12 protein-coding genes are annotated in these 13,034 nt (G+C 47.7%); 10 read left to right on the forward strand and 2 right to left on the reverse strand.

The window, feature by feature from the left end; translation table 11 throughout:
* Window positions 1–101: 101 nt before the first annotated feature.
* The 8 genes from THICY_RS07435 (at window position 102) to hisI (ending at window position 7,603) form a co-directional block, all read left to right on the forward strand.
* Window positions 102–2,924, forward strand: coding sequence for a monovalent cation/H+ antiporter subunit A (locus tag THICY_RS07435; RefSeq protein ID WP_013835998.1), 2,823 nt, complete (start codon window positions 102–104; stop codon window positions 2,922–2,924).
* Window positions 2,924–3,274, forward strand: coding sequence for a Na+/H+ antiporter subunit C (locus tag THICY_RS07440; protein WP_013835999.1), 351 nt, complete (start codon window positions 2,924–2,926; stop codon window positions 3,272–3,274). The genes THICY_RS07435 and THICY_RS07440 overlap by 1 nt, the downstream gene beginning before the upstream one ends.
* Entirely contained in the window at window positions 3,274–4,794 is a 1,521-nt protein-coding gene (locus tag THICY_RS07445; RefSeq protein WP_013836000.1) for a monovalent cation/H+ antiporter subunit D, read from the forward strand. Before THICY_RS07440 ends, THICY_RS07445 begins: the two co-directional genes overlap by 1 nt.
* Complete coding sequence (locus THICY_RS07450; RefSeq protein WP_013836001.1) at window positions 4,794–5,288, forward strand: Na+/H+ antiporter subunit E; 495 nt, start codon at window positions 4,794–4,796, stop codon at window positions 5,286–5,288. The genes THICY_RS07445 and THICY_RS07450 overlap by 1 nt, the downstream gene beginning before the upstream one ends.
* A complete protein-coding gene (locus tag THICY_RS07455) occupies window positions 5,282–5,551 on the forward strand; it encodes a K+/H+ antiporter subunit F (RefSeq protein WP_013836002.1) in 270 nt (89 codons plus the stop codon). The genes THICY_RS07450 and THICY_RS07455 overlap by 7 nt, the downstream gene beginning before the upstream one ends.
* 9 nt (window positions 5,552–5,560) lie before the next feature.
* A complete protein-coding gene (locus THICY_RS07460) occupies window positions 5,561–5,884 on the forward strand; it encodes a Na+/H+ antiporter subunit G (protein WP_013836003.1) in 324 nt (107 codons plus the stop codon).
* Window positions 5,885–6,056: 172 nt separating this feature from the next.
* The gene (locus THICY_RS07465; RefSeq protein WP_013836004.1) at window positions 6,057–7,133 is read left to right on the forward strand and encodes a 3'-5' exonuclease; all 1,077 of its coding nucleotides are present in this window, start codon (window positions 6,057–6,059) and stop codon (window positions 7,131–7,133) included.
* Window positions 7,134–7,141: 8 nt separating this feature from the next.
* Window positions 7,142–7,603, forward strand: a complete 462-nt coding sequence (hisI, locus tag THICY_RS07470) for a phosphoribosyl-AMP cyclohydrolase (protein ID WP_013836005.1) — start codon at window positions 7,142–7,144, stop codon at window positions 7,601–7,603.
* Window positions 7,604–7,610: 7 nt separating this feature from the next.
* On the opposite strand, the gene THICY_RS07475 is transcribed toward hisI, so the two are convergent.
* Complete coding sequence (locus tag THICY_RS07475) at window positions 7,611–8,531, reverse strand: DnaJ C-terminal domain-containing protein (protein ID WP_013836006.1); 921 nt, start codon at window positions 8,529–8,531, stop codon at window positions 7,611–7,613.
* Window positions 8,532–8,675: 144 nt separating this feature from the next.
* Here THICY_RS07475 and ppnN point away from each other — a divergent pair, with 144 nt between their 5' ends.
* On the forward strand, window positions 8,676–10,055 hold the full coding sequence (ppnN, locus tag THICY_RS07480; protein ID WP_013836007.1) for a nucleotide 5'-monophosphate nucleosidase PpnN: 1,380 nt from the start codon (window positions 8,676–8,678) through the stop codon (window positions 10,053–10,055).
* A 19-nt stretch (window positions 10,056–10,074) separates the two neighbouring features.
* On the forward strand, window positions 10,075–11,316 hold the full coding sequence (locus THICY_RS07485; protein ID WP_013836008.1) for a DEAD/DEAH box helicase: 1,242 nt from the start codon (window positions 10,075–10,077) through the stop codon (window positions 11,314–11,316).
* Window positions 11,317–11,327: 11 nt separating this feature from the next.
* Here THICY_RS07485 and THICY_RS07490 read toward each other — a convergent pair whose 3' ends face one another.
* Entirely contained in the window at window positions 11,328–12,884 is a 1,557-nt protein-coding gene (locus tag THICY_RS07490; protein WP_013836009.1) for an ATP-binding protein, read from the reverse strand.
* Window positions 12,885–13,034: the final 150 nt, after the last annotated feature.

Below are 13,034 nucleotides of genomic sequence, written 5' to 3' on the forward strand. Positions count from 1 at the left end.
TCAAAACACGGCAATTTCGCTTACAAATTATTGACTTGCACGCCCTACATGGTAAGCTTCTCGGCTAATAAACTTTATTTATAACTTCGATCAGGAAAAACATGAGCCTACTTGCCTTTAACTTGCCCATAGTAGCTTTGTTGCCCTTCCTTGGCGCCGCTTTGGCCGCTTGGGCTTCAAAATTTCATCGTGTTGCATCGGCTTGGGTATCAGCCGGGATCACTGTCCTTGCGCTTGCCTTCCTTGCCCCAGCTATGGCTCTGCCATTTGCAGGTGAAACGCTTATTCAAAGTTGGGCCTGGATGCCTAGCATTGGCTTAGACTTCGCCTTCCGCTTAGATGGCTTGGCACTCTTATTTGCCTTACTTATTTTAGTGATTGGCCTACTCATCATTATCTATGCTCGCTACTATTTGTCGGCAAAAGACTCGATGGGACGCTTCTTTGCTTACCTGATGATGTTTATGGGCTCGATGCTCGGGATAGTATTATCTGAAAACCTACTACAACTGGTGGTATTTTGGGAGCTCACATCCCTAAGCTCGTTTTTACTGATTAGTTATTGGCAACATCGTCAAGATGCACGACACGGCGCGCGGATGGCATTAGCCATCACCGGTGCCGGTGGTTTGGCGTTACTCGGTGGTGTGTTATTGCTCGGTAACATTGTGGGCAGTTACAATCTAACCGATGTGCTAGCCGCAGGTGAGATGATTCGTAATCATGAACTTTATTTGCCGATTCTGATCCTAATTCTGCTTGGTGTTTTTACTAAGTCAGCCCAATTTCCGTTTCACTTCTGGTTACCGCACGCGATGGCGGCACCAACGCCGGTATCGGCTTATCTGCATTCGGCGACCATGGTTAAAGCAGGTATCTTCCTATTAGCGCGTTTCTTCCCAGCGCTATCCGGCACCCCAGAATGGACTTGGATCGTCGGTACAGCAGGCCTGCTAACCTTTATGATTGGCGCCTATACCGCCATGTTTAAACATGATTTGAAAGGCTTGTTGGCCTACTCCACAATCAGTCACTTGGGTTTAATTACCCTGTTGTTTGGTTTTGGTACCCAAATGGCCGCCGTCGCGGCGATTTTCCATATTATCAACCACGCCACCTTCAAGGCGTCACTGTTCATGGTCGCCGGGATTATCGACCATGAAACTGGCACCCGTGACATGCGCAAACTCAGTGGACTACTAAAATACATGCCTCACACCGCAGTGCTCGCAATGATCGCTGCGGCGGCGATGGCCGGCGTACCTTTAATGAACGGCTTCTTAAGTAAAGAAATGTTCTTTGAGCAAGCCGTATTTGCTGCCGAAACCAGTGCTTGGGCATGGGCTATTCCCGTCCTAGTCACCCTTGCAGCTATCTTCTCAGTCGCTTACTCATTGCGCTTTATTCATGATGTGTTCTTTGATGGCGAACCGAAAGATTTGCCGAAAGTGCCGCATGAACCCCCCCGCTTTATGAAAATCCCGGTCGATTTATTGGTGGTGATTTGTTTAGCCGTGGGTATTTTACCGATGTTTACTGTGGCGCCCATTTTGGCGGTGGCCGTGGCCGGTACATTACAGGCGACCCCGCCAGAGTATAGCCTGTCAATTTGGCACGGCTTTAACCTGCCTTTATTCATGAGTATGCTAGCGCTTGCTTTGGGTGTTGGGGTGTATATGATTCGTGAGCGTTTATACAAACTACATGACCAGATCCTCGGCCGTGTCGATGCGCGTATCGGCTACAACGCACTTCTGAATGCCACCCTAACCCTGTCACTCAGCGTGACTCGCCGCTTTGATAAAGGCTCATTACAGCATGCTGCGGTATGGATCATTGGCGCGAGCTTAGTGGCTGGCATCATTGGCTTTATGACGGTGGATGCGCCATTATTTGGCGACCGTGCCGCACTACCTATTGATGCGGTCACTCTAACCGCCGCGATTGTCCTGATTGCCGCCACGATTATGACCGTCGTTATTCACCAACAACGCTTCTTAAGCTTGATTTCGATTGGTGTGGTGGGTTTGATTATTGCGTTAGGTTTTGTGAAGTTCTCGGCACCCGATCTGGCCTTAACCCAACTGTCCGTGGAAATTGTCACCATCGTGCTCTTGTTACTGGCGCTCTATTTCTTGCCACAGACCAGCCCAAAAGAAATTGGCAAGCTCCGCTTAGGGCGTGATGCGGTGATTGCTGTTATCAGTGGTGTCGGCGTAACCCTGCTAACCCTCGCGGTGTTGACGCGTGACTTTGCGCCGATTTCCGAATTCTTCCTAGAAAACTCGGTGCCTGGTGGTGGTGGAACCAACGTGGTTAACGTGATTCTGGTTGACTTCCGTGGCATTGATACCTTGGGTGAAATTGTGGTTCTCGCCCTAGCAGGCCTGGGTATCTATGCAATGCTGGAAGGCATGAAACTGCCGGCACCCGACCAGGATGCCAAAGGCCGTTTCTGGAACCCTGATGCCCATCCAGCTATTATGCAAACCCTAACTCGCTTGCTACTGCCGTTAATGTTATTAGTCGCCGTATTTATTTTCTTACGCGGACATAACCTACCCGGCGGTGGCTTTATTGCCGGCTTGATCGCCTCAGTGGCGCTCATTGTTCAGTACTTAGCAAATGGTATCGACTGGACTAGCGAACGCATGAAAGTGGATATGCATACCGTGATTGCTTATGGCCTTCTCATCGGAACTGGTACCGGTTTGGTCTCGATTGCGATTGGCTTCCCATTCTTGACCTCAACCTTTGAATATTTAACCTGGCCGGTGGTCGGTAAGTTTGAAGTCGCCAGTGCGATTGCATTCGATATTGGCGTGTTCTTAGTCGTTGTAGGGGCAACTGTCTTAAGTCTAGTTCAGCTAGGTAAACTCAGTCGCGCCTCTCATGGCTATGTACCCCAACAGGAGAAAAACTAATGGAATGGCTTGTAGCAATTGTAATTGGGGTAATGACTAGCGCCGGTGTCTATCTCACCCTGCGGGCACGTACGTTCCCAGTGGTATTAGGGCTAACTTTGCTGGCCTATGCCGTAAACGTCTTCTTGTTTACCATGGGACGCCTGACGATTGGTCAACCAGCGGTTATTGATGCCGCGGCGGCGGGTTATGCTGACCCACTCCCTCAGGCCTTGGTTTTAACCGCGATTGTTATTGCGTTTGGCATGACCGCATTCTTGATTGTATTGGCGCTAAAAGCACGCAGTGAGCTTGGCAACGACCATGTTGACGGCCTACACCGTGCCCATGATGAGCAGGAGACTAAATAATGATGCAATTGACCGCTTTTCCGGTATTACTGCCATTAGTCGCCGGTTTTATTCTATTGTTTGCGCGTATGGGTGGCTTAAAGCTCCAGCGTGCGCTTAACCTATTACTGACAATTGGTTTAATCTTTGTCAGCATCGAAATGCTAAAAGTGGCCAGCACCGGTGCGCAAGAAGTGTATCTGTCTGGTAACTGGATTGCGCCTTTTGGCATTGTGTTTGTACTAGACCGCTTATCGGCTGTGATGATATTTATCACCGCCCTTCTTGCACTGGGTTCACTCTGGTATGCCATTGCAACCAATTATGATGCCAAAGGCAGTCACTTTCATGTGCTGTTCCAGCTACAGGTCTTTGGCCTAAACGGCGCCTTTATGACCGGTGACTTATTCAACCTATTCGTATTCTTTGAAGTCATGTTGCTCGCCTCTTACGGACTACTGCTCCATGGTGGCGGCCGTTTGCGCACCAAAGCTGGCTTGCATTATGTGGTGATTAACATGATCGGTGCGACCCTGTTCTTGTTTGCCGTAGGCGCCTTGTATGGGGCAACCGGCACCATGAATATCGCCGATATGGCCGTTAAAGTTGCCGAAGCACCGGCAGAAAATCGCGCGCTTATTGCCGCAGCAGGCCTGCTACTGCTGATTGTATTTGGCATTAAAGCCGCCATGTTTCCTTTGTATTTGTGGTTACCCACCGCCTATGCGAACACCTCGGCGCCAGTCGCGGCACTGTTTGCGATTATGACCAAGGTTGGTATCTATTCTATTATCCGTGCACATGGCACCATTTTTGGCGAAGACGCGGGTGATCTCGCCTTCTATTTCGCGCCCTGGGTATTAGGACTGGGCATTATTACGCTAGCCTTAGCGGCGCTGGGGATTTTGGCGGCTCGCGGGTTACGTGAACAGGTGGCTTATTTAGTCCTCGCATCGGTTGCAACCTTGCTGGTTGGTGTCGGTATTGCCACGCCTGCGGCACTTTCAGCGACCATCTACTATATGATTCATTCCACACTCATTGCCGGTGGCATGTTCTTGTTAGCCGATATCATTGCGCGCGGACGCGGTGACATGGATGATCGCTTTGAATCGTCACCGATTATGGCCAACGGCGTGATTATCGGCAGTGCCTTTATGTTTGGGGCCATTGCGATGACCGGCATGCCGCCGCTATCGGGCTTCTTTGGCAAGCTACTTATTTTAGCGGCGGCGATGGAGCATGCCTGGTTAGCGGCAATATTTGCGATCGTATTGGTAGCCAGCTTACTCAGCATTGTTGCGATGGCTCGCTCAGGGTCATTATTATTTTATCGCACCCAACCGAGCGAACAGGCGCCAGGTGAGCGTTTAAATAAATCCGCACTTGTTGCCGTTATAGCCTTATTTGCGACGGCACCAATTATGATTATTTTTGCACACCCCATTACCGCCTACACAGACTTGGTTGCTGCTCAGGTATTTGATGCCAGCAGCTATATTGACGCGGTATTGAGCACGCCAGCCACGGAGAGAAACTAATGTTAAAACGAATCTTACCTCATCCGATATTATCGTTTGTGTTGTGGGTTGCCTGGTTGCTACTGAACAATACATTTGATCCCGGTCATATGGTACTTGGTGCGATTTTGGCTATTTTCATCCCATGGTTTACCGCCGCTTTCTGGCCTGAAAAAATCGAAGTACAAAAACCGGGCACCCTGGCTAAATTCCTTGCTGTCGTCTTGTGGGATATTATGGTTGCCAACTTTGCAGTGGCTAAGTTGATTTTGGGACGTAATGACAAACTACAGCCTGGTTTTTTTGAAGTCCCATTAGACATCACCACCCCGATTGGAATTAGTATCTTGGCAAACACCATTTCATTAACACCCGGTACGGTATCTTGTGATTTATCACCCGATCAAACCAAGTTGATTATTCATGCGCTACATATTGATGATCAAGCGCAAATGATTGCCGATATTAAACAACGCTATGAGCGTCCATTGAAAGAGGTATTTGCCCCATGCTAGAGATTGTCATTCCGATTGCCTTTGCCATGGTAAGCGTGGCATTGTTGCTAAGCCTTTATCGAGTGATCATTGGACCCGAGCTACCCGATCGCATCTTGGCTTTAGATACGCTTTACATCAACTCCATTGCTCTACTGATTTTGCTCGGCCTTCACTTAGGCAGTGCGCTGTATTTTGAAGCCGCGCTGTTGATTGCAGTCATGGGCTTTGTAGGCACCGTTGCGCTCAGCAAATATTTGCTGCGCGGCGATATTATGGAATAAGGATAGACTATGTTAGAAGTTATCATATCGGCGTTAATTTTAATTGGTGCTTTTTTTACGCTGGTCGGCTCGATTGGGCTTTTCAAACTACCCGATTTTTATATGCGCCTACACGGTCCAACTAAAGCCACCACACTTGGCGTCGGCGCCATTCTGATTGCATCAGCTATATTCTTTACGGTGCGCGGTGAAGGGATTAGTTTGCATGAATTACTGGTAACCGTGTTTCTATTCATAACCGCACCGGTCAGTGCGCACTTGATGGCCAAAGCGGCACTGCACATCAAAACCAAACGTGTAGAACGCACCCGTTCAACCCTAAACGAAGACTAATTCTAAGCTCCATTTTCTATTGACGCTAAAACATCACCCCCGGTTTTAGCGTCATAAATATTTGCTATAGTTTACAGAGCGGACTGCAAACCACATCACCAAAAGAAAACTGAGCAAAACAGGGCATAACTGCTAAAATAAACTTTTTTAAAATTTAGCCCGCCCTATCTTCATGAACACAGCCCAACTTATTCTTATTGATAAACGCAACCAACCGCTTAAAGACTATATTGTGGCGGTTGCCGCTTCTGATGGCCTGGATATTAAAGGCGTACAAATCATCGCCTCTCCCGCTAAAGGTGAAAAAGCCCTACTCACGGCCGGCTTGCGAATCCCCCCGCTCGAAGACTTTGATTTTGATACCCGAAAAATAGCTCAACACACCCTAGATCAACTGCTTATAGATGAGCAACTGGTCAGCTGTGATCAGTTTATTAGCCAAGCCAGTCAAGACGAAACGGTTTGCACCAATCTGCAAAAATCGAAGCATAAGTTGGCCTTGGCTATTGAAGCACTGATTAGTGAGTTTACTCAATCCAGTGTGACTGATTTGATTCGCGATAACCGCAATGATGCCTTATACAAACTCAAACAGCAGGCCAAAGAACTCAATAACAAAACCATTCTCTGCTTAGATATTGAGGCAACCGACATTTCCACTAACCTGGAAGCTGACATTCTGCAATTATCGGTATGCGACCTTGAGGGTAACGAAAAGCTCAATCAACTTTACAACCCCGGCTATCCTATTCCACCGAATGAAAAACATGCCATCACCACAGAAATGGTTGCCGATGCCCCTAAAATTGAAGATTGCTGGCCCGAGATTCATGCCTTGTTACAACAAGCCGACATTATCCTAGCCTACAGCACCGAAAGTGATTTTAGCTATCTCAAAAATAGCGCAGAAAAAAAACAACTGCCATTTGAGCTGGATTACGCAAAGTGGCTTGATGTGGCCGAATTAAGTAAAGAATTGGTCGGTGCCATGCGCTGGCATTCAGAACGAATGCATTGGTTTTGGAAAACGCCGAAACTGACCATGGCTTATGAGCGCATTTTGAATAAACCGTTTCCTGGTGACGCCCATGATGCCCTCGCCGATGCACGCGCAACGGCCGAGTTAATGCAAACCATGCTAAAATTGGGTGCAAAATCAGATATTAAGGCGAAAGAGCCGCCAAAAACTGACGCGAAAGTTTCAAATAATTTATTTGCCATGGCATTTGCCAAGGCCAAGAAAAAATAGGTCCTAGCATGCAACAACCTAAAACCTTTTTAGATCTGGAAGCCGCCAAAAAAGGCGACCAATTCGATTGGTCGGCATTTAAAAGCCAACTCAAGTTTGATCAAGACGGGCTAATGCCGGCGATTGCGCAACAGCATGATACCGGCGAAGTACTGATGTTAGCCTATATGAACCTTACCGCCTTAGAAGAAACCCTGGCAACCGGACGCGTCTGCTACTGGTCGCGTTCACGCCAAGCTTTTTGGCGTAAGGGCGAGGCATCCGGGCAAATTCAACGCCTAGTTGCCGCGCGCCTTGATTGCGATGGCGACACACTATTACTGCAGGTTGATCAAACCGGTCCAGCCTGTCACACAGGGCGCTCAAATTGCTTCTACAACGGTATCGATCAGCAACACCTGACTATTTTGTCAGATCCAATGATTGATCCAAACGACCTTTACGGCCATAACCATAGCCACAAAAAGTGAATTCAAATTAATCCCAATCGACACGCGGATTAAAGCCACGCTCTTGCGCCATAGTTTGATACCAGGCCTGGTCTGCTTCGCTATTTGCCGGTGGTATCTGAATAAAGATTTGCACCACCAAATCGCCGGCGGGCTTACCATAGCCACGCCCTTTTAACCTCATGCGTTTACCGGATGGCGTATTCGCTGGCAGGGTTAATTGAATCTTGCCCTGTAGGGTCGGCACCGTAACCTTGCCACCCAAAGCGGCTTCCCAAGGCGTAACCGGCAAATCCAATACCAGCTGCTCGCCCTCAAGCCGATAAACTTTATGCGGCAATAGGCTAACGGCCAAATACAAATCACCATTTGGACCACCATGACGCCCAGGCTGACCCTGACCACTCAAGCGTATTTTTTGCCCATCCTTCACACCGGCAGGAATCTTTACCTCTAACGACCGTGATTCGGCACCCTTTTGCACCTTAATCCGACGTACTTGACCTGACATGGCTTCTTCCAATGTCAAGCTAACAGTCACCTGCTGATCTTGCCCTTTTTGCGGACGTGGACCACCGAACCCACCCCCAAAGGGACTGCCACCGGCGCCACCAAAACCGCCTTGGCCTCGGAACAAGGATTCAAACAAATCGCTGAAACCACCGGCACCGCCGCCACCCATACCACCACCAAACATCTGCTCGAACCCGGGTGGTGGCTCAAACTGCTGACCTTGGCGATAATTACTGCCTAGCTGGTCGTACATGGCACGCTTTTTATCATCGCTAAGCACTTCATAGGCTTCACTGATCGCTTTAAATTTGTTTTCGTCGCCATCGGGTTTATCCGGATGATAACGCCCCGCCAATTTTCGATAGGCTTTTTTAATCGTGGCGGTATCAGCATTGCGCTCGACACCCAGCGTTTTGTAGTAATCCTGAAACTCCATGACATCCCTTTTGCTATTTTATTAGCTATTTATAAGGACGAGCCGCACCGTTTTCAAGTGACCTGTGCTTTCAATCCCAACTATTAGCAGTTGCTCAATTCAGTCAATCCCTTGATAATAGGCAAGCTGACTTTTGAGGTTTCTATGAGCGATCATCCAAACGCGTTATACATTCGCCCCCAGGGCACGCTACAAGTGCTATCACAACATGAAGCGGAACAGTTGTGTGATACCAGTGAGCGAGGGCTGAACGAATTATTTCGCCAGTGCTGTCTAGCGGTGCTCAATACCGGTAGTGATTTAGACAGTGGTTTAAAACTCCTCGAACAATATAAAGACTTTGATATTAAAGTCACTACCCGCGGTCGAGGCATTGAGTTGATCATCTGCAACCCGCCGGCGAAAGCCTTTATTGATGGCGAACTCATTGCTGGTTTAAAAGAACACCTCTTTTCAGTGGTTCGCGACCTGCTATATACTCAAAACAGTATTCTAGAATCCGGCAATTTTAATTTAAATGAATCTGCCGGTATCACCAATGCGGTATTTCACATGCTGCGTAACGCTGAAGTGATGCACACCAACGAGCCACCCAGTCTGGTGGTCTGTTGGGGTGGTCATGCCGTACCTCGTCACGAATATGAATATGCCAAACATGTCGGCTATTCGTTGGGCTTACGCACAATGAATGTCTGTACCGGCTGTGGTCCTGGCGTTATGAAAGCACCCATGAAAGGAGCAGCGGTCGGCCATCATAATCAACGCTTTTTTAACCGTCGCTATGTGGGCTTAACCGAACCCGGCATCATTGCCGCCGAAGCTCCCAACGCGGTCGTGAATGAGTTAGTGATTTTACCCGACATTGAAAAACGCCTAGAGGCGTTTGTCCGACTAGGACATGGCATTATCATTTTCCCGGGTGGGCCTGGTACGCTTGAAGAACTGCTCTATATTTTAAGCATCCTACTGCACCCCAACAACCAAGAACAAGTTCTACCATTAGTGCTGACAGGCAACCGGCATAGTGACATTTACTTTGAAAAAATTGAACGGTTTGTTGAATTAACCCTGGGATTAGAAGCCCTATCCAAGCTCAATATCATTATTAATGATCCCGAGGCTGTCGCGCTTTATATGAAGGAGCAACTGAATTTAGTGCGCCAAGATCGTAAAGATACTAGCGATGCTTATTACTTTAATTGGCAGCTTTATATCGACCCACCCTTACAGCAACCCTTTCAACCGACCCATGAAGCGATGGCCGGTTTAAACTTAACGCGCAATCAACCATTGCATTTATTGGCATCACAATTACGCTGTGCCTTTTCTGGGATTGTGGCGGGTAATGTCAAAGCGGAAGGGATTCGAGCCATTGCTGAAAAAGGCCCTTATCAATTACAAGGCGACCCTGACATTATGGCGGCTCTGGATGATTTACTTGCGTTTTTGGTGGATCAAAAACGCATGAAACTCGATGCCGAGGACTACCAGCCCTGCTATGACATTTTACGTTCTACCCAATAAACCTAACAAGGCGTGCCCTATGAATTTTGCCGATTTTGAACTTGATGACCGCCTACTTGACGCCTTAGCTGACGTCCATTTTAATCGCCCTACACCCATTCAACAGCAGGCGATTCCTGCCTTAATGAACGGCGAAGACGTCCTAGCTGGCGCCGCAACAGGCACGGGTAAAACCGCTGCGTTTGTGCTCCCGGTACTGCAACATATTATTGATAATCCTCAGGGTTATTCGCCTAACCCGCGTGCGCTATTACTGGCTCCAACGCGAGAGTTAGCCTTACAAATTCGCCAGGTGGTTAAATCGCTCAGCCGTCACTTAGATCTTCGCTCGGTCGCAATTACCGGTGGCCTTGCCCAAGATAAACAACGGGCCTTATTAACCCAGCCGTATCAAATCCTGATCGCCACCCCAGGCCGCTTACTGAATCTCATTGAACAAGATGCCATTGACCTGTCCGACCTTGAGCTAGTTATGATTGACGAGGCCGACCGGATGCTCGACATGGGTCAAGGGCCCGATGTCTATGCGTTATTGGATGCGATTCCAGATAGTTTTCAAGCCGGTTTATTTTCAGCCACCCTATCGGGGAGTGGCATTGAACGCTTTGCACAACGGATGCTTGATGATCCAACAATTATTCAAGTTGATGCGGCCAATCACGACTCCAATCAAGTGCAACAACTGTTGTACTTTGCAGACGATCGCGAGCATAAACAGACGCTATTGCGAACGCTACTACAAGATGCCAGCTGTGAAAAAGCGTTGGTTTTTTGTAATAAAAAATCACGTGCGATTGAGCTCAATGACTGGTTAAATGCGGAAGGACTTGCTTCGGATGTACTTCATGGTGATTTTATCCAAGCCGCTCGCTTAGAACGGGTAAAGCGCTTCACTGACCACCCCAAACAAGTGTTAGTTGCCACCGATGTGGCGGCACGAGGGCTTGATATTGCCAACATAACCCACGTTATTAATTTTGATGTCCCTTTACGCGGTGATATCTATATTCATCGAATTGGACGAACCGGACGTGCACAGCAGGTCGGCTTGGCGATTACCCTGGCCGAAGGGCATGAACTCAAAGACATCGCACGGATAGAGTATCACCTGAATAAACGTTTGAATGTGACGACCATGCCTGGTTTAGAAGCCCGGTTGAGCTTAAACAAACCCACCCGCGCTAAGAAAAAGCCGCACAAAAAGAAATTGGCTAAAAAGCTGGCTAAACAACCCGCTAAAAAGAGCCCAAAACGCCGCTAAATAGAAGGGAGCTAATAAGCCGTCTCCCATTCAAACCGGCTGAGGTTTTTTTGCTCGGCATCAAAGTGAATGCCCACCAGGTAAATGGGTTTTTGAGCGCTCAGGTATTTTTCGGCGTAGCCTTTGGCTTTGATTTGTTCTAAGGCGTTGGAGTTGGGTTGGTCGGGGCGGTCTACTTTGAATTCCAAAATATAAATCGCCTGATCCATGATGATCGTTAAATCAATCCGACCTTTATTGGTCACATCTTCACCAATTATGTTGAGGCCGAGGCTTTGTAAATACACATAGATCACGCTGGCATAAAAGCCCTCGTAGTGCTTCAGGTCGTTTTGGATGTAGTTGTGATAGGGAATGCTGGCAAACATACTGGTTAAGGCGTGTTTGAAGTTGTCCAGATCGGCCTCTAACAGGCTCTTGTAAATATCTGTTTTAGTAGGTATTGGGCGTTTGTCCTGCACGAGCTGATCAATAATATAATCATGAAGAGATTGTTTGACTTCCTTGTTGGGAATTTTTAGCGTGTATTCCAGCGTGTCAAACAGGGTGGTCTGCACCCGGTCTATCGTCAAATACCCACTCTGATACAAAATCACTTCTAAATCCAGGTTATCGATATCAAAACTGTTCAGCAGTTTTTCATCCACCCGCAGATTCGCCAAGCTCGGCAAAAAGTAATGCTGGGTTTTTATCAACTCAATTAAAAAGGTCGGCGTACCGCTCTCAAACCAGTAATTTCTGAACGTGTGTTCATTAGCAATGAACTTTAAAATGTCAAATGGGTTGTACATCTGACTACCCAAAAAGTTATAGCCGTTGTACCAGGCCTGCAGCTTCGCCATATCCACACCGTCTAGGTAGGGTGCAAAGCTCGTTTCCACATCCTGCTGGCTGTAACCACAAATATCGCCGTATTTGCGTTGTAACGAGATGTCAGTAATGTTGTTTAAGCCGCTAAAGATTGAGGTTTTGGTAAACTTACTCACCCCAGTTAAGAACGCAAAGCGCAAAAACTCGTCACTGCCCTTAATCACACTGTAAAAATTGACCAAGCCGTCACGGATTTGCTGCGCGACAGGTGTATTGGTGATGCTATCGAGAATCGGTTTGTCGTATTCATCGACCAACACCACCACTTTTTGTTGGTATTTGGCGTGGGCCTTGCGAATCAGTTCGCTAAAACAGCCGGCAACACTGTTTTTTTCTTCACACTCTATGCCTAGATACTGCTGATTTTCTTTCAGCGTGCGTAAAATGCTTTCATCAAGTTGTGTACGGTTTTCAATCTTGCCCGACGCAAAACTAATTCGAATCACCGGATAACTAACCGACCAATCCCATTGATCCTCAATCGCTAGGCCAGAAAAATAATGCTGATTGCCTTCAAATATATTGCGCAACGTATCCAAAAACAACGACTTCCCGAAGCGACGCGGACGGCTTAGAAACACGTATTTGTAGGTTTGCAACAGCTCATAAGCCATCGCCGTTTTATCGATGTACAGATAATCGTCTTCACGGATTTCGCTAAAGGTTTGAATACCAATTGGGAGTTTTTTGAGCGACATAAGAGTTCTACTAATGATTCTTCGCTATGAGATAGTGACTAAGTATAACAAAAACCAACCCGCAGGATGAATGGCGGCATATAAACTCGGCGCTACGAACTCAGCTACTTACTCAGTCCGAAGAAAAAAGCCCCAGCGCGTCAGTTTCAA

It is taken from the genome of Thiomicrospira cyclica ALM1 (assembly GCF_000214825.1).
Lineage (GTDB): Bacteria > Pseudomonadota > Gammaproteobacteria > Thiomicrospirales > Thiomicrospiraceae > Thiomicrospira > Thiomicrospira cyclica.